We start from the raw sequence: 24,161 nt of genomic DNA on the forward strand, positions 1-24,161 counted from the left end.
CGTTTCGGTGTGGGCGCATCATACACCAAAAAATCGTAATGTCTTGATTTAAATGCAATTTATTTAAAAAAAGTTCAGCGTACGATTTTTTGCCATATTCCAGACAAAGAAAAGCCCGCTATTAAGCGGGCTTTCTGTGGTGACCTGGCGTTCAGTGTTCCAGGTGACCGAATATGGCGCAGCGGACGGGACTCGAACCCGCGACCCCCGGCGTGACAGGCCGGTATTCTAACCGACTGAACTACCGCTGCGCGTAACACGTGAAGCGAATGGTGGGTGATGACGGGATCGAACCGCCGACCCTCTGCTTGTAAGGCAGATGCTCTCCCAGCTGAGCTAATCACCCTTCGTTTCGGTGTGGCGCGCATTCTACGGAGCGCCCCTGGGTCTGGCAAGCACTTTCTTAAATCTTTTTTTTGATAGCTTCCAATGGCTTAGGCAGGGTTGGCCTGAGGCGTTATCAAGACAATAATGCCCCCCTTTGTATAAAGGAGAGACTCACCCCATGTGGTTCAAGAACCTGCTTATCTATCGCCTGACCCAAGATCTGCCTGTTGATGCCGAGGCGTTGGAAGCGGCCATGGCCACCAAACTGGCGCGCCCTTGTGCAAGCCAGGAGTTGACCACTTACGGTTTCGTCGCGCCTTTTGGCAAAGGTGAAGACGCTCCCCTGGTTCACATCAGCGGTGACTTCCTGCTGATCGCCGCGCGCAAGGAAGAACGTATCCTGCCGGGCAGCGTGGTGCGTGACGCACTGAAAGAGAAAGTCGAAGAAATCGAGGCCGAGCAAATGCGCAAGGTCTACAAGAAGGAACGCGACCAGATCAAGGATGAAATCATCCAGGCTTTCCTGCCGCGTGCCTTTATCCGTCGCTCGTCGACCTTCGCGGCCATCGCGCCGAAACAAGGCCTGATCCTGGTCAACTCCGCCAGCCCGAAACGCGCCGAAGACCTGCTGTCGACCCTGCGTGAAGTGATCGGCACCCTGCCCGTTCGCCCACTGACGGTGAAAACCGCACCGACGGCGATCATGACCGACTGGGTCACCACCCAGAAGCCGGCCGATGACTTCTTCGTACTCGACGAATGCGAACTGCGCGATACCCACGAGGACGGCGGCATCGTGCGCTGCAAGCGCCAGGACCTGACCGGCGAAGAAATCCAGCTGCACCTGACCACCGGCAAAGTCGTGACCCAACTGTCCCTGGCCTGGCAGGACAAGCTGTCCTTCATGCTCGACGACAAGATGACCGTCAAGCGCCTGAAGTTCGAAGACCTGCTGCAAGACCAGGCGGAACAGGACGGCGGTGACGAAGCCCTGGGCCAACTGGATGCGAGCTTTACCCTGATGATGCTGACGTTCGGCGACTTCCTGCCGGCGCTGGTTGAAGCACTGGGCGGTGAAGAGACCCCGCAGGGTATCTAAACCGTGTGAAGATCAACAATGTGGGAGCGGGTTTGCTCGCGAATGCGGTGGATCAGTCAACAAACTCAGTGACTGGCAGACCGCATTCGCGAGCAAGCCCGCTCCCACATTTGACCGCGTTTACACTTCAAAATCTAACAACTAAGGCCATCCCCATGCGTGCACTCGCCGCCCTGAGCCGCTTCGTCGGCAACACCTTCGCCTACTGGGTGTTGATTTTCGCCGTCGTTGCCTTCCTCGAACCCGGCTGGTTCATCGGCCTGAAAAGCGCCATCGTCCCGCTGTTGGGCCTGGTGATGTTCGGCATGGGGCTGACCCTCAAACTCGATGACTTCGCCGAGGTCGCCCGCCATCCCTGGCGCGTGGCATTGGGCGTGGTCGCGCATTTCGTGATCATGCCGGGGGTGGCCTGGTTGCTGTGCCAGGCCTTCCATCTGCCGCCGGAAATTGCCGTCGGCGTGATCCTGGTCGGTTGCTGCCCAAGCGGCACCTCGTCCAACGTGATGACCTGGCTGGCCCGTGGCGACCTGGCGTTGTCGGTGGCCATCGCCGCCGTCACCACCCTCCTCGCCCCGCTGCTCACCCCGACGTTGATCTGGTTGCTGGCCTCGGCCTGGCTGCCGGTTTCGTTCATGGAGTTGTTCTGGTCGATCCTGCAGGTGGTGCTGCTGCCGATCGTGCTCGGTGTAGTGGCGCAACGCTTGCTCGGTGATCGGGTACGCCATGCGGTCGAGGTGCTGCCGCTGGTGTCGGTGGTGAGCATCGTGATCATCGTCGCGGCAGTAGTCGCCGCCAGCCAGGCGAAGATCGCCGAATCGGGCCTGTTGATCATGGCCGTGGTGATGCTGCACAACAGCTTCGGTTACCTGCTGGGTTATTTCACCGGCCGCGTGTTCAAGTTGCCCTTGGCGCAACGCAAGTCGCTGGCGCTGGAAGTGGGCATGCAGAACTCCGGGCTGGGCGCCGCGCTGGCCAGTGCGCACTTTTCGCCGCTGGCGGCGGTGCCGAGTGCCTTGTTCAGTGTCTGGCACAATATTTCCGGTGCGTTGCTGTCGACTTACTTCCGCCGCATGAGCGAAAAGCAAGACCGTCGCGCCCTGGAGAACACACCGCAAACTTGATCGGCCGGGCACTTTTCGGCACTCTAACGCGCTTCGCGGGGACGACCCCGCGACGCTCTCAAGCGCCTAATCCGGGGACGACCCCACCTAGCGTTAGGAGGTCATCATGTCCTGGATCATTCTGTTTTTCGCAGGTCTGTTTGAAGTCGGCTGGGCCGTCGGCCTGAAGTACACCGACGGTTTCAGCAAGCCACTCCCCACCGCCCTGACGATTGCCGCCATGGCCATCAGCCTTGGCCTGCTGGGGCTTGCCATGAAGGAACTGCCACTGGGCACCGCCTATGCCATCTGGACCGGCGTGGGTGCGGTGGGCACCGTGATTGCCGGGATTATCCTGTTTGGAGAATCCATGGCGTTGTTCCGGCTGGCCAGTGTGGCGCTGATCATCTGTGGACTGATTGGTCTCAAGATCAGCACATAACCCCTTGTAGGAGCCCGCTTGCGGGCGATAGCGTCTGAACCGGCGCCATCGCCGGCAAGCCGGACTCCTACAGGACCGTGCCGCGCAGTTGAGTGACCTTCTCCTGCAACTGCGCCGGCGTCGCCGACTCGACCGCTACCGGCTCGCCCGCCACCAACACCACCCGCGACCAGATGCGATGGAAGAACCCCTTCTTCGGATCGCGGCTGAAGAAACTCCCCCACAACCCCTGCAGCGCCATCGGAATCACCGGTACCGCGGTTTCTTCAAGGATGCGCGTCACGCCCCCGCGAAACTCATTCATCTCGCCATCGGCAGTCAGCTTGCCCTCCGGGAAGATGCACACCAACTCCCCTTCTTTCAGATACTGCGCAATACGCGTGAAGGCATTTTCGTAGATCTGGATATCTTCGTTGCGGCCCGCAATCGGAATCGCCCCGGCGGTGCGGAAGATGAAGTTGAGCACCGGCAAGCGATAGATCTTGTAGTACATGACAAAGCGAATCGGCCGACGCACCGCGCCGCCAATCAGCAACGCATCGACAAACGACACATGGTTGCACACCAGCAATGCCGCGCCTTCATCCGGGATCGCCTCCAGGTTGCGATGCTCCACGCGGTACATGGAATGGCTGAGTAGCCAGATCATGAAACGCATGGTGAACTCGGGGACGATCTTGAAGATGTAGGTGTTGACCGCGATGTTGAGCAGCGACACCACCAGGAACAATTCCGGGATCGACAGCTTGGCCACGCTCAGCAACAGGATCGATACGATGGCCGAGACCACCATGAACAGCGCATTGAGAATGTTGTTGGCCGCAATCACGCGTGCCCGTTCGTTCTCGGCGGTACGCGACTGGATCAGTGCATACAGCGGCACGATATAGAAGCCGCCGAACACACCCAGGCCGAGGATATCGAACAGCACCCACCACGCCTGGCCGTAGCCAAGCACGGCAAGCCAGTCGTTGGCCTGGACGTTCTGCGGGAAGCCGCCGGAGTGCCACCACAGCAACAGGCCGAACACGGTCAGCCCGAATGAACCGAACGGTACCAGGCCGATTTCGACCTTACGGCCAGAGAGTTTTTCGCAGAGCATCGAACCCAGCGCGATCCCCACCGAGAACACCGTGAGGATCAGGGTCACCACGGTTTCGTCGCCGTACAACCACTCCTTGGCGTAGGCCGGGATCTGCGTCAGGTAGATCGCGCCGACAAACCAGAACCACGAGTTGCCGACGATGGAACGCGAAACGGCCGGCGTCTGCCCCAGACCCAGGCGCAGGGTAGCCCAGGATTCGCTGAAGATATTCCAGTTCAGGCGCAGTTCCGGGGTCGACGCCGCCGCGCGCGGAATACTGCGGCTGGCCAGGTAACCCAACGCCGCCACGCCGACGATCGCCACGGACACCACGGGTGCGTAATGGGTGGACGACATCATGATGCCGGCGCCGATGGTGCCGGCCAGGATCGCCAGGAATGTGCCCATTTCCACCAGGCCGTTGCCACCGACCAGCTCATCGTCACGCAACGCCTGAGGCATGATCGAGTACTTCACCGGGCCGAACAGCGCCGAGTGGGTGCCCATGGCGAACAGCGCCAGCAGCATCAGTTCCAGGTGGTTGGTCAGGAAGCCCGTCGCACCCACGGCCATGATCACGATCTCGCCGATCTTGATCGCACGGATCAACGCGTCCTTGTTGAATTTCTCGCCGAACTGCCCGGCCAATGCCGAGAACAGGAAGAACGGCAGGATGAACAGCAACGCGCAGAGGTTGACCCAGATCGAGCGGTCACCGTCGATGGTGAGCTTGTAGAGAATCGCCAGGATCAGCGATTGCTTGAAGATGTTGTCGTTGAAAGCGCCCAGCAACTGGGTGATGAAGAACGGCAGGAAGCGCCGTGTGCGCAGCAAGGTGAATTGCGAGGGGTGGCTCATCGTCCGTGTTCCTGCGTGGCCTGTTATCGATTCAGGCCACGACTTTACCTAATCCTGCTTACTTATTCGCTAGTCCTGCAATGCACGGTGAAACAAAAAGCTCGCCTTTGTACGCACCCTGCACGGTGCGCTTGGCGACGATCAGCCACATCAGCGCCAACGCCACCACCAGCACACAGCCGAACACACTGAAGAACCCCAGGTGCAACAGGCTCGCCAGCTTCAGCGTCGCCAGGGCATACACGCCCAGTGGGAAGGTAAAGCCCCACCAGCCGAGGTTGAACGGGATGCCGGCGCGCAGGTAACGCAGGGTGATCAATACCGCGATCAGCATCCACCACAGGCCGAAGCCCCACAGCGTAATGCCCGCCACCAGCCCGAGACCATTGGCCATTTCTCCGACACCCGGCAGACCATTGGCCGCGAAGATCGCCGGTGCATCGCCGCCCAGCAGCAACATGCCCAGCGCACCTGTGCCGATGGGCCCCAGGGCCAGCCAGCTCGACGCGGCCATATTCGCGTGAGGCAGTTTGTGCAAGGCCATGCGCAGCATCAAGATGGTCAGGATGCTGAACGCCACCGGCAGGGAAAACGCCCACAGCACATAGCTGGTCACCAGCATGACCCACTGCGAATGCGCGTCCACCAAGTGCGGTGCGAGCAAGCCACCGCTGGCAGCGGCGACTTCGGCGGCGACCACGGGCAACAGCCAGACAGCGGTCATCTGGTCGATGCTGTGCTCCTGGCGGGTGAACATCATGAACGGAATGAGCACGCCGCAGGCCAGCGCCATGGCCACATCCAGCCACCACAAGGCCTCGGCCAGCGGTATCACATCGGCGCCCCAGCGCGGCAGGCCGAATAACAGCAAGCCATTGAGAATCGTCGCGAGCCCCATAGGGATCGTGCCGAAGAACATCGACACCGTGGAGTGCCCGAAAATTCGCCGCGCCTCGTGGAAAAACATCACCCAACGCGCGGCGTACAACACACTGAACAACACAAATAGGCCGATGGTGAAAAACCACAGCCCTTCGGCAATGGTGCGCAGAGCCGGCAGATCGACTGGCAGTTGCGCCAGGGCCAGCGCCAGTACGCCAGTGCCCATGGTGGCGGCAAACCAGTTCGGCGTGAACTGGCGGATCACTTCCCGTGGACGGGTCAGGTGACTGAAGGGTTTGTAGCTGATGGTATTCGAGCAGGTCATGATGGCAATCCTCTTCCTCGCATGAGGTTGAGGCCATGATAGAACCTGATCGAATATCTATATAACGGGTAATATCTCTATCTGTTATCTACTATACAGATATAGAACCTCTGATGCCGTCAGCCACCCGTCGTGGCCCGGACCCGGGCAGAATCCTGCAGCACCAATGCGACCAACGCGCAGAGGGCCAGGAGGATGAGGATCGCGCCGTAGCCGTCGGTGGTGGCGATCAGGCCAAAGCTGCGAATCAGGTTGCCCGCCAGCAAGGAAGGCAAGCAGAACGCCAGGTAGCTCAGCACATAGAACGCCGACATCAGCCCCGCGCGCTCATGGGGCAAGGCCAGCGGCACCACACTGCGCAAGGCGCCGAGAAAGCCCGCGCCGAATCCGCTGCCCGCGACCAGGGTGGCGATGAAAAACAGCGGCAGGCTGGCGCTGTGCACCGCCGTCAGGATCAGCGTTACGCCGATGGCCAGCAACCCGGCGCCCAGACGCAGCACCTTGTCGGCCGGGCGGTTACGCAGGGTAAAGATCATCAGCGCGCCGCTCACGGTCAACACGGCCACCAGGCCGCCACCGATCAGGTTGGAGGTGGACCCGGTGGCTGCTCGCACCAGCGACGGCGCCAGGGACAGGTAGAACCCGCCCATTGCCCATACCGCCACGTCCACCGGCAATGACAGCCACAACGCCCGGCGCGCCTGGGGCGGTACGTGCAAAGTGGGACGCAGCGACGCCAGTGCGCCGGGGATACGGCCCACGGTCTCCGGCAGGCGCCATACGTAGAGAGCCTGCACCAGCATCAGGGCCAGCAATGTCCAGTAGATCAACTGGGTCGGCAATGGCGCGAATTCCACCAGCAAGCTGCTGCCCATCGCCCCACAGGCCATGCCCAGCAGCGGTGCCACGCTGTTGACCAGCGGGCCCTGCTGGCGGTCGGTGTCGAGCAATGCCGCGCCCAATACGGCGGTGGCCATACCGGTGGCAAAGCCTTGCAAGGTTCGCGCGGCAATCAGCCAGGCCACGCTGCCTTCATTGATAAACAGCAGCATCGCCAGCATATCCAGGACCAGCGCGGCAAAAATCACCGGCTTGCGCCCCAGATGGTCCGACAGTGAACCAACGGTCAACAGCGCCGCCAGCAGGCTTAGGGCGTAGACACCAAAGATCAGTGTGAGCATGCCTGCGGAAAAATGCAGGCCTTCCTGATACAGGTGATACAACGGCGTCGGCGCACTGGAGGCCGCGAGAAACGTCAGCAAGGTGATCGCGAGGAACACCAGGCTGGAACGGTGAGAACTAGGGCTGGACATGGGCACGCTCCGCTAAAGCTAATATTTTGCTTTTGCGGAGTGTGCTACTCGTCAGCGCTTAAAGCAAATTCTTTGTGTTAAGGTCACGACCATGGCGATAAAAGAAGGCCTTCGCCCGGGAGGCCGCAGTGCCCGGGTACAAGAATCCGTCCATTCGGCGGTACGTGAACTGCTGGACGCTAATGAGCGCTCCAGCGTCACCGTGCCGATGATTGCCGCGCGCGCAGGCGTCACCCCCTCGACGATCTACCGGCGTTGGGGCGACCTCTCCGTGCTGCTCGCGGACGTAGCGCTGGCGCGCATGCGACCCGACAGCGAGCCGGCCAACACCGGCAGCCTGCGCGGCGATCTACAGGCCTGGGCCGAGCAATACCTGGATGAAATGAGTTCGGAGCCGGGCCGCAACATGATGCGCGACTTGCAGTGCATGATCACGCCAGGCTACTGCGTGAGCATCCTGAGTGGGCAGTTGCAGACGATTGTCGATCGCTACCCGCAGAGCACGCCGCCGAGCGTGGACCATTTGATCAACCTTATCGCAGCGCCGACGGTGTTTCGCATTCTGTTCTCGAACGCCCCGCTGACGGTGCAAGAGCTGCACGCCCTGATCGAGCTGGCACTCAATCCCTGAACCTCCCCTGTGGAGCCGGCTTGCCGGCGATGGCGGCCTGAAGACTTACATTGGATTCAGGGGCCTTATCGCCGGCAAGCCGGCTCCTACAGAGATGTCCATAAAAAACGGCCTCATCCGAGGCCGTTTTTTTTATTGCGGATCGCTGCTTAGGTGCGCATCCCACGCCCGCTCACCAGCAACCGCGCGCAGCCGATATACAGCACCACAGTGGCTATCAGCATGAAGGTGATCGCCACGCTGATCTTGATATCCGACACACCCAGGATGCCGTAGCGGAAGGCGTTGACCATGTGCAACACCGGGTTCGCCAGCGAGACGGTCTGCCAGAACGGCGGCAGCAGAGTGATGGAGTAGAACACCCCGCCCAGGTAGGTCAGCGGCGTCAGCACGAAGGTCGGGATGATCGAAATATCATCGAAGTTGCGCGCAAACACGGCGTTGATGAAACCCAGCAGTGAGAAGATCGTCGCCGTCAGTACCACCACCAGAATGGTGACCCCGAGGTGATGCACCTGCAGGTGTGTGAAGAACAGCGACAGCAGGGTCACGATCACGCCGACCATCAGGCCACGCAGCACGCCACCCAGGGTGTAGCCGATCAGGATGGTGTGCGGCGACACCGGCGACACCATCAGCTCTTCGATGGAGCGCTGGAACTTGCTGCCAAAGAAACTCGAGACCACGTTGCCGTAGGAGTTGGTGATCACCGACATCATGATCAAGCCCGGCACGATGTACTCCATGTAGGTGAAACCACCCATGTCGCCGATCTGCCGGCCGATCAGGTTACCGAAGATCACGAAGTACAAGACCATGGTGATCGCCGGCGGAAGCAGGGTCTGCGGCCAGATCCGGGTAAAGCGTTTCACTTCGCGATAGACGATGGTTTGCAGCGCGACGAGGTTGGGTTGCAGTTCGGAACTCATACCGCCACCTTCGCCAGATTTTTCTCCACCAGGGACACGAACAACTCCTCAAGGCGATTGGTTTTGTTACGCAGGCTCAGCACTTCTATTTGCTGGGCAGCCAACTGAGTGAACAGCGCAGTGATGCCCATGGCTTTGTCCACCTGCACTTCCAGCGTGTGGCTGTCCACCAGGCGGCTCGGGTAGCCGAGCAATTGCGGCGGCACCGACAAATTGTTCTTCAGGTCGAGCAGGAAGGTTTCCACATGCAACTGGCCCAGCAGGTTACGCATGCTGGTGTTCTCGACGATGGTGCCGTGGTCGATGATGCCAATGTTGCGGCACAACTGTTCAGCCTCTTCCAGGTAATGGGTGGTGAGGATGATGGTGATGCCCTTCTCGTTCAGTTCGGTGAGGAAGGTCCACATCGAGCGACGCAACTCGATATCCACGCCGGCGGTGGGCTCATCGAGGATCAGCAGGCGCGGTTCGTGCACCAGTGCGCGGGCGATCATCAGGCGGCGCTTCATGCCACCGGAGAGTGAACGCGAAGGCACATCGCGCTTGTCCCACAGGCCCAGTTGGGTCAGGTACTGCTCGGCGCGCTCCTTGGCGACTTTCGCCGGGATGCCGTAGTAGCCCGCCTGGGTCACGACGATGTCGAAGGTCTTTTCAAACTGGTTGAAGTTGAATTCCTGGGGCACCACGCCGATGGAACGCTTGAGCGCCGCCGGGGATTTGTCCAGGTCGTGGCCGAAGATATTCACCGTGCCGCTGGTCTTGTTGACCAGGGTGGAGAGGATACCGATGGTGGTGGATTTGCCGGCGCCGTTAGGGCCGAGCAAGGCGAAGAAGTCACCTTCGGCGACGTCCAGATCGATACCACTCAGGGCCTGGAAACCGTTGCCGTAGGTTTTGGTTAGCTGCCGGATGGACAGAGCGGAACTCATATCGGAATACGCACCAAAGAAGGGAATAGAAAGAGTAGATGAGGGCGCAGCCCAGGTAGTTCAACGGCGGCGCATGACAAGCATGGTGCTTGCCCGCGCCGCACAAGTACAGTCACCCGTATTAATAGTGGGTATTAAGTCAACGCAGTCATGACCGCTTTGCGGTAGGCCGGGCGCTGTTGCAGTCGCTGGTACCAGGCCTCCAGGTGGGGCATTGCCGGCCGTTCGATGGGCATTTCAAACCAGGCGTAGATGAAGCTGCCCAAGGGAATGTCACCCATGCCGATCGCTTCACCCGACAGATACGGCTGTGTGGCAAGCGCCTGGTCGACGGTCTTGAGCACATCGATGCAGGCCTGGCGCCCGGCGTGGATGGTGTCCCAGTTCTGTTTTTCCGCCGGGGTGCGCAGCACGCCCCAGAATACGATCTTGAACGGTTCGGCGAAGGTGGAGGTGGTCCAGTCCATCCACTTTTCCGCGTTGGCGCGGGCTTTCACGTCACTGGGGTACCAACTGGAAGCCTGCTTGGCACAGAGGTAACGCACGATGGTGTTGGACTCCCACAGCACAAAGTCGCCGTCCTCGATCATCGGCACTCGACCGTTGGGGTTCAACGCCCGGTAGTGCGGCGTGTCGACCACACCAAAAGCCCCGCCCGCATCAATTGCCTCATAGTCCAGGCCGAGCTCCTCGGCGCACCACAGTGCCTTCCTGACGTTTGATGAATTTTTACGACCCCAGATTTTCAGCATGACCGCGCCTTTATTGTTGATGAACATGGCTTGATGAACGCAGCAGCATACGCCGGTTCACGCGCGGCTTAAATCGCTCTGCATATCGCCCAGCAGCGCGGGCATGTCCTCGCCGAACAGGTGGGGGTAACACTGCTGGATATGGGCGAAGAAAAATGCCTCGGGCACATCAGGAAACTGCCCATGGTCGACCACGTACTCCATCGAACGCCGGCCCTGGCGGTTGAACGCGTGGAAGACACTGTCGTTGACGCCATCGAAGTCCAGCGGGGGGACGTCGAACACCTCGCACAGTTGCTGGTTGAACGCGGGGGTGGCCTTGACCCAGCGACCCTGCAGGTAAAGCTCGGTATAACCATGCATGGCGAACACATCACTCTTGAGCAAGGCGATCAGGCGCGGCGTCGACAAGTGATTGCGCACATCCGCCAGGCCGATGCGCGCCGGGATACCGCAGTGGCGGGCGCAGGCCGCCAGCAAGGTAGCCTTGGGCACGCAATAGCTCTCGCCGGTGGCCAGGGCGAAGCTGGCGTTCAGCGTGTCTGGATCGCGGCTGAAGGTGTAGGGGTTGTAGCGAATCGCCTCACGCACGGCGTAGTAGAGGCTGACTGCCTGGTCACTTGCAGCCGCACGGGCTCCGCGATGTTTTTCGGCGAACTCCACCACGGCAGGGTGGTCACTATCGATGAAGCGGCTGGGACTCAGGTACGTATCCATGAGCGTGATCTCCGGGGTAAGCCTGGAGTTTAACGACAGGTCTGCCACAGCGATAACGACGATTCGGCCAAATGTCGGCGCCTGATGCCAGGTGCTCCCAGTACAACTTGTAACACCCTGATCACCCCGCTTGCTCGGATGCCGACTAAGCTCCCTGGTGGTTTCGCCCCTGGTTTCACGGAGGATTGAATATGCTGTTGTTGTGGATACTGGTGCTGGTGGTCGGCATTGCCTACCTCGCACATCGCCGCGTCGCCCCCTTGCCCGCGCTGGGTGTGGTCGCTGTCTACCTGCTGGCGATGGGCGCCTGGAGCCACGCACCGGGATGGCTGCTGCTGGTTTTCTGGGTATTGATCGCCATCGTGGCCGCGCCCCTGCTGTTGCCCGACCTGCGCCGCCAATACTTCACCAAGCCGCTCTTCAGTTGGTTCCAGAAAGTCCTGCCGCCGATGTCCGAGACCGAGCGCGACGCCATCGACGCCGGCACCGTGTGGTGGGATGGCGAGCTGTTCAGCGGTCGCCCCGACTGGGACAAGTTGCTGGCCTACCCCAAGGCCCAACTGACCGAAGAAGAACAGGCCTTCATCGACGGCCCTACCGAAGCACTCTGCGCCATGGTCAGCGACTGGGAGATCGGCCAGGCCATGGACCTGCCGCCCGCTGCCTGGGAACACATCAAGACCCATGGTTTCTTCGCCCTGATCATTCCCAAGGAATATGGCGGCAAGGGCTTCTCCGCCTACGCCCACTCCCAGGTCGCGATGAAACTCGCCACCCGCAGCGGCGACCTGGCCTCCACCGTGATGGTACCCAACTCCCTCGGCCCGGCCGAACTGCTGCTGCACTACGGCACCGACGAACAGCGCAACCACTACCTGCCACGCCTGGCCCGCGGCGATGACATTCCCTGCTTTGCCCTCACCGGCCCACTGGCCGGCTCCGATGCCGGCGCCATGCCCGACACCGGCGTGATCTGCAAAGGTGAATGGGAAGGCAAGGAAACCCTCGGCCTGCGCCTGAACTGGGAAAAACGCTACATCACCCTCGGCCCGGTCGCGACCCTGCTGGGCCTGGCCTTCAAGGCCCACGACCCGGACCACCTGCTGGGCGACGAGGAAGACCTGGGCATCAGCCTGGCGCTGATCCCCACCGACACCCCCGGCGTGGAAATCGGCCGTCGCCACCTGCCCCTGGGCGCCGCGTTCATGAACGGCCCCAATTCCGGCAAGGACGTGTTCATTCCGCTGGAATTCCTGATCGGCGGCCAGGAGATGCTCGGCAAGGGCTGGATGATGTTGATGAACTGCCTCTCGGTGGGCCGTTCGATCTCCCTGCCTGCGGTCGGCACCGGCGCGGCCAAGTTCACCAGCCTGGTGACCGGCCAATACGCCCAGGTGCGCGAGCAATTCAACGTGCCCCTGTCGGCGTTCGAAGGTATCCAGGAAGCCCTGGCGCGCATCGGCGGCAACGCCTGGCTGATGGACAGCGCACGCATGCTCACCGCCAATGCCGTGGACCTGGGGGAAAAACCCTCGGTGCTCTCGGCAATCCTCAAGTACCACCTCACCGAGCGCGGTCGCGAGTGCATCAGCCACGCCATGGACGTGCACGGCGGCAAGGGCATCATCATGGGCCCGAACAACTACCTGGGTCGCAACTGGCAAGGCGCGCCGATCTTCATCACCGTGGAAGGCGCGAATATCCTCTCGCGCAACCTGATGATCTTCGGCCAGGGCGCAATCCGTTGCCATCCGTTCGTGCTCAAGGAAATGGCCCTGGCCGGTCGCGACGACCATGACCAGGCGCTGAAGGAATTCGACGGGCTGCTGATGCAACACATCGGCTTCGCCGTAAGCAACGCCGCCAGCACCCTGGTGCTGAACCTCGGCGTGGGTCATTTCGAGAAGGCTCCGGGCAACCGTCTGAGCCAGGGGTATTTCCGCGCACTGAACCGCCAGGCTGCCGCGTTCGCGCTGCTGGCCGACCTGAGCATGATGCTGCTGGGTGGCGAACTGAAGCGTCGCGAACGCTTGTCGGCACGCCTGGGTGATGTGCTGAGCCATATGTACCTGGCGTCGGCCGCGCTCAAGCGTTATCACGACCTGGATTCGCCGGACCACCTGGAACCGCTGTTCGCCTGGGCCATGGAGGAAAGCCTCGGCGAATCGGAACGAGCCCTGGATGAGCTGCTGAGCAACTTCCCGAACAAGGTGCTGGGCTGCCTGTTGCGGGTGATCGTGTTCCCGTTCGGACGCCGTCATACCGGGCCGTCCGATGCGCTGGATGCCGAAGTGGCTGCGGTGATCGGCCGCGCCAAAGGCGATCCGACCCTGGAAGAATTGCTGGCCGGCTGCTACCGCCCGCAATCGGCGGAAGACCCGGTAGGCGCCCTGCAACACGCCTACGACCTGCTCGGCGCCAGCCATCCGCTGCAGAAAAAACTGCACACCGCGCTCAAGAGCGGCCAGGTCAAACCGACTGCCGGCGAGCACGCCATCGATGCGGCGCTGCACGCCGGCGTGCTGCAACCGGCCGAAGCGCAGACGCTGCGTGACGCTGAAGCAGCACGGCGCAAGGTGATCGACGTGGATGATTTCAGCAAGGAAGAGCTGACCCAGGCCGAGGGTAAAGTCCGCTGAGTCGAGCGGTCATATAAATACGGGCGCGAGAGGCATATACTCTCGCGCCCGTTTTTGCTTTAGAGGACTTATCTCGTGTCCAACGTCGTTGCCGATCATCTCGTCTTGCTCGACCACTTGCGCAGCATCCTGGTTGCCGTCGGCGAAGCCGAACAGGTGCCCGAGGAAAGCCACACATTGTTCCTGGAGCGTTTCGACGAATTGCGCGCCCTGCTGCCGATCGACCCGATCGAAAGCCAATACCTGGGCCAGGACCTGATGAGCCAGGTCATCCTGCGCTACCCGCAAATTGCCCACCTGGTCCCGCGCGACCTGCTGTGGTTCTTTGGCGGTGACTGCCTGCATTTCATGCCCGACGAAGAACTGGACCTGTACCAGGCCCTGGAAGAACGTCGCTTCGAAGCCGAACAGAACGACGAACCGTTCGACTGGAACCAGGAAAAACAGCTGCTGGCCATGCCGGACGACCAGAGCAAGCACTGACTTTTTCATGCCTGCACAACATTCAATGGAGGAGCTGACTTGCCAGCGATGAGGTCCTTGAAACCAGCATCGGGCTCAAGGCAGCCATCGCCGGCAAGCCGGCTCCTACAGTTTCGACCGCATTCCTACCGTTTGCGCAATGTCGGCTCCTTCGCCATGCACGCCACCAGATAATCGATAAACACCCGTAACTTCGGTGGCAGATAGCGCGTGGGCGAATGCAGCAACCACGCCTCGCCATGGTACGACGCAATAAAGTCCCACCCTGGCAACACCTGCACCAACCGCCCCTCCTCCAATGCATGCCGCGCCGTAAAGTACGGCAAGCTGCCAATGCCCACATGCTGCAACACCGCATCCAGCCGCACACCGGTGTGGTTCGCCGCGTAACGCCCACGCACTGCGACCGTCACCGCCTTGCCGGCCTGGCGAAATTTCCAGCGGGAATCCCCCGGTGTCTCTCCCAGGTAGATGCAACTGTGTGCCAGCAAATCCTGGGGGTGGCCCGGCGTTCCATGCTCGGCCAGGTACTGCGGGGTTGCGCACAACAGATGCTCGATAGGCAATAACTGGCGGCCGACCAACCCCGGCGGCGGGCTGTCGGTGATGCGAATGCTGAGGTCGACGTTGTCATCAATCAGGTCCACCTGCCGATCCTCGAGGATCAATTGCACATCCACCTTGGGATAACGCCGCAGAAATTCCGGCATATGCGGGTGCACCACAAAGCGCCCCACTGCCTTGGGCACGCTGACCCGCACCAGCCCTTCAGCTTCATGGGTGAACTGGCCGCTGATCTCCATCACCGAACGCGCCGCGTTGACCATCTCCTGGCAGCGCTTGAACACCTCTTCCCCACCCTCGCTCAGGCGCAACTTGCGCGTGGTGCGTTGCAGCAACCGAGTGGCCAGGGCCTTCTCCAGGCGCGAGATGCTGCGGCTCACCGAGGACGGCGAGGCACCCATTTGCCGAGCGGCTGCGGAGAAGCTGCCGGTTTCCACCACTTTGACGAAAATCGCCATTTCGCCCAGCAGCGGCAAAGGTAGATTGATGCTCATGGTGCACAGGTCCATTGATAGTTGAGTGGATTATCACCCATCTGCGCACTATTTATACTGCCCGCAGAACCCTGATGCGGATGTAGATCATGACCGAGCGCCTGTTTTTCACCCACGACCACCTGACTGCCGAGTTGGAGGTGCTGAGTTGTACCCCCCATGAAGACCAGTTTGCGGTCATCTTGCAGTCGACGATTTTTCACCCACAGGGCGGTGGGCAACCCTTCGATACCGGCTGGCTCGGTGAAAGCACTGTGCTGCGCGTGACCCAGGAAGCCGATCGCGTGGTGCACTACGTCGACCGCCCGCTGGAACCAGGCCCCATCACTGCGCGGGTCGATGAACAGCGTCGCGCGTTGCACACTCGACTGCATTCCGCCGGACATTTGATCGGCAACGTGGGCGAGACCCTGGGTTGGATGCCGATCAAGGCCCATCACTGGCCAGGCGAAGGCAAGATCACCTTCATTCGTGGCGAAACCGCACAAGCCATGGAGGCCGAGACGATCCAGCAACAGGTCAACCAATGGATCGCCGCGGACTACCCGCGCCATATGAACCTGGAAGACGGCACCCGCCACGTCGGCTTTGGCGAGTTGCCTGCGTATGCCTGCGGCGGCACGCATGTGCAGAAGCTGGGTGAACTGGGCCAGATCACCATCCTGGCGTTATCGGAAAAAAAGGGCGCGTTGTCGGTGCGTTACGAAATCACCTGAAACAGCCCTGCCGCCCCTGCAGTGGGTGAAGCCCTTGTGGCGAGCGGGCTTGCCCCGCGTTGGAGTGCGCAGCGCTCCCGCTTTTTTTGGGGGCCGCTGCGCAGCCCAACGCGGGGCAAGCCCGCTCGCCACAACAAGCCCGCTTGCCACAGAAAATCGGCTTGTCAGAACGAACTTCCCTACACCGCGATCGCCCCCGCCCGCCCCGCCTCCACCACAAACGACTTCAGCGTCGACACCGTGGCCGCCGGATCACGCGGGTCGGTAATCACGCGCAAGTGCGTGAGCATGCTGCCCTCCTCCACCTCCACCGACACATACCCACGCTGACGACTGTCAAAGAACTTCACATGGGGGTTAAGCGGCAAAATCTTGCTGAACGCCTCAAAGGGCGGCCCATCCGACGTCACCGACGTGCCGACGAACTCGGTGGCAACCACGGGCGAATCCGGGTCGTTGCCATCGGCATGCAAGTCCGTCACCCAGAACGAATGGATATCGCCGCCCCAGAACACCGGGTTGTTGACCCGATTGCGCTGGATGGACGCCAGCATTCGTGAGCGGTTGGCCATATAGCCATCCCAGCCATCGGTCCAGCGCCCGGGTTTGTGGTTGGTCAAGTCACGCTGGGTCAGTGGTGCCACCAGCAAATCCTGGGCGATGATGTTCCACTGCGCCTTCGACTGGGCAAAGCCCTGGTCCAGCCAGGCTTCTTGTTGCCAACCGAGCATCGTGCGGCCGGGGTCGCGCAAGTCGTGGCAGAGGTTGGCGGCGATGTGCCCCTGGTGACTGCCACTGGCCGGAATGCAGGGTTGTTCGGAACGATATTGCCGGCCGTCCAGCACATGGAAACGGGCCAACTGACCGTAGTCCAGGCGCCGATAGATACGCATGTCAGGCCCTTTGGGCAGGCTGCTGGCACGCAACGGCATGTGTTCGTAATAGGCCTGGTAGGCCGCGGCGCGTTGCTGCAGAAATTGCGCGACCGGGATCTTCGGGTCCTGGGACCAGCGGTTGGCGTAGTCATTCTGCACTTCGTGATCGTCCCAGGTCGCGACGCTGGGTGCCGCGGCGTGCAGGGCCTGGAGGTCCGGGTCGGTTTTGTACAAGGCATAGCGGTTGCGGTAGTCACTCAAGCTCACCGCATTGCCGCTGCCATGGGGGCGAATGATCTTGCCCGAGTCCGCCGCATAGGAACTGTCATAGATGTAGTCGCCGAGAAAGAACACCAGGTCTGGCTGCTCCTGCGCCAGGTGGCGGTACGCACTGAAATAGCCACGCTCCCAATGCGAGCACGAAACAAACCCCAGGCGCGCCGGCACCATGGCGTGCACGGCCGGCGCCGTGCGCGACTGCCCTACCGGGCTTTGCGCACCGAGCCCTTCGAACTGGTACCAATACGGCCTGCCCGCCTCCAACCCCGCCACCTCCACATGCACCGAGTGCGCCCAGCGCTCGCTGGCCATGACTTCACCCTGGCGCACCACGCGGGTCATCGCGGCATCGCTGGCGACCCGCCAACGCACCGGTACCGTACGGCTCAGGCCACCGCGGCCATCGGCGGCATTAAACAGCGGCGCCAGGCGCGTCCAGATCACAAACCCATCCGGCAGCGGGTCTCCGGAGGCCACGCCCAAGGTGAACGGATAGTCGACGCCGGCACTGCGGGCAAACGGGCTGAGGATCGAAAAGGTGGTCGCGACGGCGAGCCCGGCGAGTACCCGGCGTCGACCATGATCCACCTCGCCCCTCACAGCCGGTACTCCCAATCCTCACGCAGGGTGGCGAACACCAGCATGTCTTCATGCACGCCGTTCTTGAAGAACGCCCCACGCCGGCAGCCTTCGTACTGCAGGCCGATCTTCTCCATGACCCGCGCCGACTCCTGGTTGCGACTGAAACACTGGCTGCCCACGCGATGCAGGCCGAGTTCGGCAAAGCCGTAGTCCATCAGCGCGGTCGCCACCTCGGTCGCATACCCCAGGTTGCGCGCGTGCGCCGCCGCCCAGCCGCCAAGGTGTCCATAGTGATGCGCTGCATTGATGCGCAAGCTGGCGACACCGATCAACTCGCCGGTGCCACGCACATGCACCCCGAGGCTCAACAACCCCGCCGAGCGAAATTTCTCCTGCATGCCCTCGATAAAATCCTGCGCCGTTTCCAGGGTGTAGGGCGACGGAATGCTCGCGGTGTTGTCGGCGATCTTCGGGCCGTTGGCGAGGGCGCACAACGTCTCGGCCTGGTGGTTTTCCAGTGCGCGCAATAATAGTCGCGGGGTGGACAACTGTGGCAGTTCAGTACTCATCTCTGAGGGCCCTCGATGTAAAGTTTTCGAGAATGGCCCCGCCGGGTTTCATTTCTGTTACATCCCGAAAATGACTGAAGAGTCTTCTGTAAGACGCGTCCTAGAGCCCTCAAAACGTCAATTAAAGTTAACCAATCGGTCATTTTTGGTTGTTAGCGTGTCGCCCCTAATTCAATAACGGGGTAAAGGAATGAGAACCTGGGACGAACCGAAAAAACGCAAGGCGCACATCGAACTGATCCCGATGATCGACGTGATGATGTTCCTCCTGGTGTTTTTCGTACTCGTGAGCCTGAACGTGATTCCGGCCCTCGGCATGAAGACCCAACTGCCGAGTGCCAGCAGTTCGCAACAGCTCAAGCCACAGAACAAATTCATTCTGACGCTGGGACTCGAGGGCCAACTGCAACTGGATGGCAAGGACCTCACGGTCGATGCGCTGGTACCGGCATTGAAGGCAGCGGAAAAGCCCGACACCAAGTCGACCATCATCGTTAACAGCGACAAGGGCGTAGAAGTTTCGCGCCTGGTGGAGGTAATGGACACCCTGCGTCTGGGTGGCTTTACCTCTGTGTCCATCGCCACGCGCAAGTCCTGATCATGTACGTCCTGTTTCGTGCGCGTCAGCTGCTGGGCAGTGTGCCGGCCCTGATCGCCCTGGTGCTGATTGCACTGGGTATCCAGTCCCAGACGTTGAAGGTCGAGCCCGTCTACGACGAGTCGGCGGTCGAGTTGGCGCTGGTCGAGCCAGAGCCGCAAGTGATCCCCGAGCCGGTGGTGGAACAAGAGCCGCCACCGCCGGTGATCGAGGATGAAGAGGCCGAGCCGGCCCCGCCACCGCCGCCACCTAAACCCTTGCCGAAACCCAAGCCTGAGCCCAAGCCAAAACCTGTGCCCAAGCCAGTGGTTGCCAAGCCAACGCCCGCCCCGACACCACCACCGATCGCCGCCAAACCGGCCCCCGCGGCCGTTGCCCAGGCCGCGCCTACACCGGCGCCGCCCGCACCGCCCAAGGTCGATGGCCAAGCCCTGGAAGGGGGTTACCTCAAGGGTTTGCGCAATGAACTGGACACCTACAAGCAGTACCCCACCGGACGCCAGGCCTCCCTCGAACGCCCAACTGGCGAAGTGGTGGTCTGGCTGCTGGTAGACCGCCAGGGTCGGGTTCTCGACTCCGGCTTGCAGACCCAGGCCTCGAGCATGTTGCTCAACCGGGCCGCCACCAACAGCTTGCGCCGTATCAAGCAAGTCAAGCCGTTCCCCGAGCAAGCCTTCGGGGGGCGCAATGAGCAGCGCTTCACCGCCACCTTCAACTACAGCGTGCAATAAGCACCCGACACCAGGACGACAGTGATGAGGTTCACACGGATTCATCTGGCACTCGTTGCCGCAAGCATGGGCCATGGCATGGTCATGGCCGACACCAGCGACAGCGACGTCGGGACCATTGGGGTCCAGGGCAAGGCCACGGCAGGTGGCGGCTACATGGTGCAGGAAGAAAGCATCAAGGGCCGCTCCACCGTGACCAAGGAAGCGCTGGATAAACAGACCGCCACCGGCAACGCCGTGGACAAGCTCAAGTACACCCCAGGCTTGAACATTTCCAGCGAAGACAACACCGGCCTGTCGGGCTTTCGCTTCACCATGCGCGGCCTCAACTCCGACCAGGTGGGCATGTCGGTGGACGGCATGCCGATCAACGACTCCGGCAACTACGCGCTGTACTCCAACCTGCTGGGCGACCCGGAAAACATCGAGCAGATCTTCGTCACCCAGGGCTCGGCCGAAGCGGACGGCCCGCACATTGGTTCCAGCGGCGGCAACATCGGGATCGTGACCATTCGCCCGACCAAGGAAACCGGCGCGTTCGTCAAACAGATCATGGGCAGCAACGCCACGCGCAAGACCTTTGCCCGCCTCAACACCGGCGAGATCAATGGCCTGAGCAACTGGCTGTCGGCGTCCCATACCGAAGGCCAGATGTGGCGCGGCTCGGGCGCCGTGCGCGCGGACAAGGTGGAGTGGAACAGCTTCTTCGATGCCGGCGATGGCAATACCGCCAACCTGATCCTCAAGTACCACGAGCAAGAGAACAACAGCTACAGCCAATTGACCAAGGCCCAGTACCAGCAGAACGGCCGCAAGTACGACCCCTACCCGGCCACGCCAACCGTGGGCGCCAACGGCAAGTACAACAACTATTACGCCTTGGCGCAGAACCCGTTCCAGACCTTCACCGCCGTGCTCAACACCCAGTTCAAACTCGCGGATAACCTCGCGCTGTCGGTGATCCCGTATTACTACTGGGGTAACGGCAGCGGCGTCGGCGCGTCCAGCTATGCACTCAACAGCGGCTCGAACCAGGGCGGCGTGTTCGACCTGGGCAACCTGCCGACCGGCGCCCAATACAACGCCGATGGCACCCCGAACAGTGGCGTGTACTACCGCCCTTCACGCACGCAGACCTGGCGTCCGGGCATTACCACCAAGCTGAACTGGGACCTGGGCGATCACAGCGTGCAAGTGGGCTACTGGTACGAGCGCGCACGCCAAAGCCAGACTCAACCGTTCATTCCGCTCAAGGCCAATGGCAAGCCGGTCGACACCTGGCCGGACTCCAACGACGCCGTGGTCGATGCCAATGGCAACACCATCCAGGGCCGCGACCGCTTCACCGTCACCCCGGCACAGAAGGTCTGGGCCCAGGACACCTGGTACATCAACCCGGACTGGACGCTAGTGGCCGGCCTGGCCTACATGAACGTCAAGCGTGACGGCACCAACCACGGCAGCCTCACCGAACAGGCGGAGAAACGTAACCAGACCTACAACAAACTGCTGCCCAACGTCGGTCTCAAATACCAACTGGATGAACGCGACCAGCTGTTCTACAGCCTGTCACGCAACATGCGCATCCCGCAGAACTACGTGCTGTACGACAAGGGCGCCGGCTCCATCGACGCCAAGCCGGAAACCAGCTGGAACCACGAACTGGGCTGGCGCTACACCGATGACGACATGACCGTGGCCGCCACCTTGTTCTACATGCAGTTCAAGGATCGCCAGGTCTCCTCCCGCGACATCAACGGTGACTTTGCCGACATCAACGCCGGTGCCGTCAACAACAGCGGCCTGGAGCTGGAGTGGAGCGGCCTGCTGCCCAACCACTTCAACTACTACACCTCCTACACCTACACCAAGGCCGAGCAGCAGGACGACCTGACCGTCTACAACGCAGGCAAAGCCATCGTCTTGCCCACCAGCGGCAAGCAATTCGCCAACGTGCCGAAAAACATGCTGGCGGCCAACATCGGCTACGACGATGGCCGTTTCTACGGCACCTTCGGCGGCAAGTACACCAGCAAGCTCTACGGCGACCTGACCAACGACGAAGCGATCTCCGGCCGCACCGTGTTCAACGCCGGCGCGGGTATCTACCTGCCGGTGGACAAGAAGGTGGTCAAGGACGCGACCCTGCGCCTGAACGTCGACAACCTGTTCGACAAGAAGTACCTGGACGGCGTGTACACCACCAAGACCAACGCGGCCACCTACGGCGGCTTCCGCGACGGCGACCCGGCCTACATCGTGGGCCTGGAACGCACTGTGACGGTTTCCCTGGAAGCCAATTTCTGACGGCGAGGTAATTGAACATGGACATGAACCTGCTTCACGACATCACCTTTTATGTGATGTATGCCGCGATGGCCATCGCCATCTTTATCACCATCGAGCGCGGTATCTACTTCGCTTACGTACGCCGCCAGGCCCGGGCCTTGACCGAGGTGCTCGACGCCAGCGTGCACAGCGAACGCGACCTGCCGCAAGACCTGACGCGCCGTGACAGCCTGCCGCTGAACATGGTGCTGCCGGTACTGGCACAGAAAGCGTCGCAGGGCTCGCGCAAGGACCTGGATGACGTCATCGAAACCCAGTACCTGACCACCCGCGCACCGCTGGCCCGCAGCCTGTGGATCATCGAGACCATCACCACCGCCGCCCCGCTGCTGGGCTTGCTGGGCACCATCCTTGGCATCATCGACACGTTCAAGGCGCTGGCCACGGCAGGTGTGTCCGACCCAGGGCAGATTTCCGGAGGGATCGGCACGGCATTGTTCGCCACCGGCCTGGGGATCGCCATCGCACTGTTCTGCGTGGTGTTCCACAACTTCTTCCAGGACAGCCTGGAGCGCATCAACGACCAGCTGAAAATCCTGCTGATCCGCGCTGCCACCGGTGCCCGCGTGCAAAGTGAACTGCCGCACCTGGCGCCTACGCCACTGCATAGCCGCACGGCGTAAACGTACCCGCGGGCGCGCAATGCGCCCGCTTTCTTTTGTGACAGGAACGCCTATGTCCATTTCCTTGAAATTGCGCATTGCAGGCCTGGCTGGCGTGCTGATGAGTCCGCTGGCCCAGGCGGACTTTTCGATTCCGGGGTTTGAGCTGGTGCACACCGTGCCGGTGGACACCGCCCTCGGCACCGACGACTTGCGCCAGCCCGGACCGGTCTGGAGCGAACTTTTCGACGGTGCCAAAAGCCGCATCGATATCGGCCAGTTCTACGCCGCCGACCACCCAGGTTCGGTGATGGACCAGGTGATCGAGCGCTTGGAAGCCGCCGGAAAACGCGGCGTGAAGATTCGCTTTTTGCTCGAAGAAAAAGGCATCAAGTTGTCGCAAGCGTCCACCCTCGAGCGCCTGCGTGCGATCCCCAACCTGACTTTTCGCGTATTGCCCTACGCCCGCGTGAGCGGTGGGATCATCCATGCCAAATACATGGTGGTGGATGGCAAGCAGGCGTTTGTCGGCAGCCAGAATTTCGATTGGCGCTCGCTGGAACATATCCACGAAACCGGGTTGCGTATCAGCGACCCAACCGTGGTGAGCCAGGTGCAGGCGATCTTCGAACAGGACTGGAACGCCCAGCAGGCCTTGGCCGACAACCAACCGGTGCCGCTGCCTGCCGCGAGCAACGCACCACCGCGCACCGGTAACTACCTGGTGGCCAGCCCGCAACGCTACAACCCACCGAGCGTAGGCGATTCACAGCTGGAACTGCCGCGCTTGCTGGGCGAAGCCAAACAGGAAGTGCGTGTGCAACTGCTGGATTACGCGCCACTGTCCTACGGACCGGACAAGACTCGTCCGTATTACGCCGTGATCGACAACGCCGTGCGTGCAGCGGCGGCGCGTGGGGTGTCGGTGAAGCTGATGGTGTCCAACTGGAACACCGACACGCTCGAACTGCCCTACCTCAAAAGCCTGGCGGTACTGCCCAACATCCACATCAAAATCGTCACCCTGCCCGAAGCCAAGCAAGGGTTTATCCCCTATGCGCGGGTGATCCACAGCAAAACCATGGAGATCGACGGCCAGGTCGCCTGGATCGGCACCAGCAACTGGCTGGGAGGGTATCTGGATAATTCGCGCAACCTGGAAGTGGTGATGCACAGCGAAGCAATGGCCAAGCGTGTCGGGCAATTGCACGAACAGTTGTGGGATGGGCCCTACGCCAGAGCCTTGAACGTGACCGAAGAGTACCCCGAGCCGCATCCTGGCCAGCATTGAC

The 24,161-nt window shown here is 61.4% G+C and carries 22 protein-coding genes and 2 tRNA genes; 12 read left to right on the forward strand and 12 right to left on the reverse strand.

All coding sequences use genetic code 11. The annotated features are described in order from the left end of the window. Window positions 1-174: 174 nt before the first annotated feature. Both BM70_RS0126350 and BM70_RS0126355 read right to left on the reverse strand, forming a co-directional pair. Window positions 175-251 (reverse strand) — tRNA-Asp (locus BM70_RS0126350). Between the two features lie 19 nt (window positions 252-270). Then, a tRNA-Val gene (locus tag BM70_RS0126355) sits at window positions 271-346 on the reverse strand. Window positions 347-505: 159 nt separating this feature from the next. Between BM70_RS0126355 and rdgC the strand changes: the two genes are divergently transcribed. The 3 genes from rdgC (at window position 506) to sugE (ending at window position 2,968) form a co-directional block, all read left to right on the forward strand. Further along, entirely contained in the window at window positions 506-1,426 is a 921-nt protein-coding gene (gene rdgC, locus BM70_RS0126360) for a recombination-associated protein RdgC (protein WP_025858801.1), read from the forward strand. A gap of 155 nt (window positions 1,427-1,581) precedes the next feature. Further along, window positions 1,582-2,547: a bile acid:sodium symporter family protein gene (locus tag BM70_RS0126365; RefSeq protein ID WP_025858802.1), complete on the forward strand. Its 966-nt coding sequence runs from the start codon at window positions 1,582-1,584 to the stop codon at window positions 2,545-2,547. Between the two features lie 106 nt (window positions 2,548-2,653). Next, window positions 2,654-2,968: a quaternary ammonium compound efflux SMR transporter SugE gene (gene sugE, locus BM70_RS0126370; protein ID WP_003237114.1), complete on the forward strand. Its 315-nt coding sequence runs from the start codon at window positions 2,654-2,656 to the stop codon at window positions 2,966-2,968. 67 nt (window positions 2,969-3,035) lie between these two features. Here the strand turns inward: sugE and BM70_RS0126375 are convergent, their stop codons facing one another. The 3 genes from BM70_RS0126375 to BM70_RS0126385 all read right to left on the reverse strand — a co-directional run bounded on the left by BM70_RS0126375 (window position 3,036) and on the right by BM70_RS0126385 (window position 7,430). Further along, complete coding sequence (locus tag BM70_RS0126375) at window positions 3,036-4,910, reverse strand: MFS transporter (protein WP_025858803.1); 1,875 nt, start codon at window positions 4,908-4,910, stop codon at window positions 3,036-3,038. Window positions 4,911-4,968: 58 nt separating this feature from the next. Then, window positions 4,969-6,117: a TDT family transporter gene (locus BM70_RS0126380; protein WP_025858804.1), complete on the reverse strand. Its 1,149-nt coding sequence runs from the start codon at window positions 6,115-6,117 to the stop codon at window positions 4,969-4,971. 119 nt (window positions 6,118-6,236) lie between these two features. Beyond that, a complete protein-coding gene (locus BM70_RS0126385; protein ID WP_025858805.1) occupies window positions 6,237-7,430 on the reverse strand; it encodes an MFS transporter in 1,194 nt (397 codons plus the stop codon). A gap of 91 nt (window positions 7,431-7,521) precedes the next feature. On the opposite strand from BM70_RS0126385, the gene BM70_RS31565 reads away from it, so the two are divergent. Then, window positions 7,522-8,061 (forward strand): TetR/AcrR family transcriptional regulator, encoded by a 540-nt coding sequence (locus BM70_RS31565; RefSeq protein ID WP_025858806.1) that lies wholly within the window; start codon window positions 7,522-7,524, stop codon window positions 8,059-8,061. Between the two features lie 149 nt (window positions 8,062-8,210). Here BM70_RS31565 and BM70_RS0126395 read toward each other — a convergent pair whose 3' ends face one another. The 4 genes from BM70_RS0126395 to BM70_RS0126410 form a co-directional block, all read right to left on the reverse strand. Further along, window positions 8,211-8,990: an ABC transporter permease gene (locus BM70_RS0126395; RefSeq protein WP_025858807.1), complete on the reverse strand. Its 780-nt coding sequence runs from the start codon at window positions 8,988-8,990 to the stop codon at window positions 8,211-8,213. After that, entirely contained in the window at window positions 8,987-9,919 is a 933-nt protein-coding gene (locus tag BM70_RS0126400; RefSeq protein ID WP_025858808.1) for an ABC transporter ATP-binding protein, read from the reverse strand. Before BM70_RS0126400 ends, BM70_RS0126395 begins: the two co-directional genes overlap by 4 nt. Window positions 9,920-10,053: 134 nt before the next feature. Then, on the reverse strand, window positions 10,054-10,671 hold the full coding sequence (locus BM70_RS0126405; RefSeq protein WP_025858809.1) for a glutathione S-transferase family protein: 618 nt from the start codon (window positions 10,669-10,671) through the stop codon (window positions 10,054-10,056). 57 nt (window positions 10,672-10,728) lie between these two features. Next, window positions 10,729-11,388 (reverse strand): transglutaminase family protein, encoded by a 660-nt coding sequence (locus BM70_RS0126410; RefSeq protein ID WP_025858810.1) that lies wholly within the window; start codon window positions 11,386-11,388, stop codon window positions 10,729-10,731. Between the two features lie 191 nt (window positions 11,389-11,579). Between BM70_RS0126410 and BM70_RS0126415 the strand changes: the two genes are divergently transcribed. Both BM70_RS0126415 and BM70_RS0126420 read left to right on the forward strand, forming a co-directional pair. Then, window positions 11,580-14,027, forward strand: coding sequence for an acyl-CoA dehydrogenase (locus BM70_RS0126415; RefSeq protein WP_025858811.1), 2,448 nt, complete (start codon window positions 11,580-11,582; stop codon window positions 14,025-14,027). A gap of 75 nt (window positions 14,028-14,102) precedes the next feature. Further along, the gene (locus BM70_RS0126420) at window positions 14,103-14,510 is read left to right on the forward strand and encodes a PA2817 family protein (RefSeq protein ID WP_025858812.1); all 408 of its coding nucleotides are present in this window, start codon (window positions 14,103-14,105) and stop codon (window positions 14,508-14,510) included. 125 nt (window positions 14,511-14,635) lie between these two features. Here BM70_RS0126420 and BM70_RS0126425 read toward each other — a convergent pair whose 3' ends face one another. Continuing rightward, window positions 14,636-15,568 (reverse strand): LysR family transcriptional regulator, encoded by a 933-nt coding sequence (locus BM70_RS0126425; protein ID WP_025858813.1) that lies wholly within the window; start codon window positions 15,566-15,568, stop codon window positions 14,636-14,638. 89 nt (window positions 15,569-15,657) lie between these two features. Between BM70_RS0126425 and BM70_RS0126430 the strand changes: the two genes are divergently transcribed. Beyond that, window positions 15,658-16,284: a serine-tRNA(Ala) deacylase AlaX gene (locus BM70_RS0126430; protein WP_025858814.1), complete on the forward strand. Its 627-nt coding sequence runs from the start codon at window positions 15,658-15,660 to the stop codon at window positions 16,282-16,284. Window positions 16,285-16,463: 179 nt separating this feature from the next. On the opposite strand, the gene BM70_RS0126435 is transcribed toward BM70_RS0126430, so the two are convergent. Both BM70_RS0126435 and BM70_RS0126440 read right to left on the reverse strand, forming a co-directional pair. Continuing rightward, window positions 16,464-18,038: an alkaline phosphatase gene (locus BM70_RS0126435; protein ID WP_025858815.1), complete on the reverse strand. Its 1,575-nt coding sequence runs from the start codon at window positions 18,036-18,038 to the stop codon at window positions 16,464-16,466. After that, window positions 18,035-18,589: a GNAT family N-acetyltransferase gene (locus BM70_RS0126440; RefSeq protein WP_025858816.1), complete on the reverse strand. Its 555-nt coding sequence runs from the start codon at window positions 18,587-18,589 to the stop codon at window positions 18,035-18,037. Before BM70_RS0126440 ends, BM70_RS0126435 begins: the two co-directional genes overlap by 4 nt. A gap of 190 nt (window positions 18,590-18,779) precedes the next feature. Here BM70_RS0126440 and BM70_RS0126445 point away from each other — a divergent pair, with 190 nt between their 5' ends. The 5 genes from BM70_RS0126445 to BM70_RS0126465 are packed head-to-tail and all read left to right on the forward strand — an operon-like array spanning window position 18,780 to window position 24,160. Next, window positions 18,780-19,187, forward strand: coding sequence for a biopolymer transporter ExbD (locus BM70_RS0126445; protein ID WP_005786670.1), 408 nt, complete (start codon window positions 18,780-18,782; stop codon window positions 19,185-19,187). Window positions 19,188-19,189: 2 nt separating this feature from the next. Next, the gene (locus tag BM70_RS0126450; RefSeq protein ID WP_025858817.1) at window positions 19,190-19,918 is read left to right on the forward strand and encodes an energy transducer TonB; all 729 of its coding nucleotides are present in this window, start codon (window positions 19,190-19,192) and stop codon (window positions 19,916-19,918) included. Between the two features lie 24 nt (window positions 19,919-19,942). After that, window positions 19,943-22,225: a TonB-dependent receptor gene (locus tag BM70_RS0126455; RefSeq protein ID WP_025858818.1), complete on the forward strand. Its 2,283-nt coding sequence runs from the start codon at window positions 19,943-19,945 to the stop codon at window positions 22,223-22,225. A 17-nt stretch (window positions 22,226-22,242) separates the two neighbouring features. After that, complete coding sequence (locus BM70_RS0126460; protein WP_025858819.1) at window positions 22,243-22,890, forward strand: MotA/TolQ/ExbB proton channel family protein; 648 nt, start codon at window positions 22,243-22,245, stop codon at window positions 22,888-22,890. Between the two features lie 52 nt (window positions 22,891-22,942). After that, complete coding sequence (locus BM70_RS0126465) at window positions 22,943-24,160, forward strand: phospholipase D-like domain-containing protein (RefSeq protein ID WP_025858820.1); 1,218 nt, start codon at window positions 22,943-22,945, stop codon at window positions 24,158-24,160. The last annotated feature ends 1 nt before the right edge of the window (window position 24,161 follow it).

Source organism: Pseudomonas sp. CHM02, from assembly GCF_000612585.1.
In the GTDB taxonomy this organism is placed as follows: Bacteria; Pseudomonadota; Gammaproteobacteria; order Pseudomonadales; family Pseudomonadaceae; genus Aquipseudomonas.

Coding starts and splice junctions, on each gene's coding strand:
- BM70_RS0126410 (WP_025858810.1), bottom strand. CDS start 11,388: ATGGATACGTACCTGAGTCCCAGCCGCTTCATCGATAGTGACCACCCT.
- BM70_RS0126440 (WP_025858816.1), bottom strand. CDS start 18,589: ATGAGTACTGAACTGCCACAGTTGTCCACCCCGCGACTATTATTGCGC.
- BM70_RS0126425 (WP_025858813.1), bottom strand. CDS start 15,568: ATGAGCATCAATCTACCTTTGCCGCTGCTGGGCGAAATGGCGATTTTC.
- sugE (WP_003237114.1), top strand. CDS start 2,654: ATGTCCTGGATCATTCTGTTTTTCGCAGGTCTGTTTGAAGTCGGCTGG.
- BM70_RS0126385 (WP_025858805.1), bottom strand. CDS start 7,430: ATGTCCAGCCCTAGTTCTCACCGTTCCAGCCTGGTGTTCCTCGCGATC.
- BM70_RS0126455 (WP_025858818.1), top strand. CDS start 19,943: ATGAGGTTCACACGGATTCATCTGGCACTCGTTGCCGCAAGCATGGGC.
- BM70_RS0126405 (WP_025858809.1), bottom strand. CDS start 10,671: ATGCTGAAAATCTGGGGTCGTAAAAATTCATCAAACGTCAGGAAGGCA.
- BM70_RS0126445 (WP_005786670.1), top strand. CDS start 18,780: ATGAGAACCTGGGACGAACCGAAAAAACGCAAGGCGCACATCGAACTG.
- BM70_RS0126450 (WP_025858817.1), top strand. CDS start 19,190: ATGTACGTCCTGTTTCGTGCGCGTCAGCTGCTGGGCAGTGTGCCGGCC.
- BM70_RS0126400 (WP_025858808.1), bottom strand. CDS start 9,919: ATGAGTTCCGCTCTGTCCATCCGGCAGCTAACCAAAACCTACGGCAAC.
- BM70_RS0126460 (WP_025858819.1), top strand. CDS start 22,243: ATGGACATGAACCTGCTTCACGACATCACCTTTTATGTGATGTATGCC.
- BM70_RS0126430 (WP_025858814.1), top strand. CDS start 15,658: ATGACCGAGCGCCTGTTTTTCACCCACGACCACCTGACTGCCGAGTTG.
- BM70_RS0126375 (WP_025858803.1), bottom strand. CDS start 4,910: ATGAGCCACCCCTCGCAATTCACCTTGCTGCGCACACGGCGCTTCCTG.
- BM70_RS0126395 (WP_025858807.1), bottom strand. CDS start 8,990: ATGAGTTCCGAACTGCAACCCAACCTCGTCGCGCTGCAAACCATCGTC.
- BM70_RS0126365 (WP_025858802.1), top strand. CDS start 1,582: ATGCGTGCACTCGCCGCCCTGAGCCGCTTCGTCGGCAACACCTTCGCC.
- BM70_RS0126415 (WP_025858811.1), top strand. CDS start 11,580: ATGCTGTTGTTGTGGATACTGGTGCTGGTGGTCGGCATTGCCTACCTC.
- BM70_RS31565 (WP_025858806.1), top strand. CDS start 7,522: ATGGCGATAAAAGAAGGCCTTCGCCCGGGAGGCCGCAGTGCCCGGGTA.
- BM70_RS0126465 (WP_025858820.1), top strand. CDS start 22,943: ATGTCCATTTCCTTGAAATTGCGCATTGCAGGCCTGGCTGGCGTGCTG.
- BM70_RS0126380 (WP_025858804.1), bottom strand. CDS start 6,117: ATGACCTGCTCGAATACCATCAGCTACAAACCCTTCAGTCACCTGACC.
- rdgC (WP_025858801.1), top strand. CDS start 506: ATGTGGTTCAAGAACCTGCTTATCTATCGCCTGACCCAAGATCTGCCT.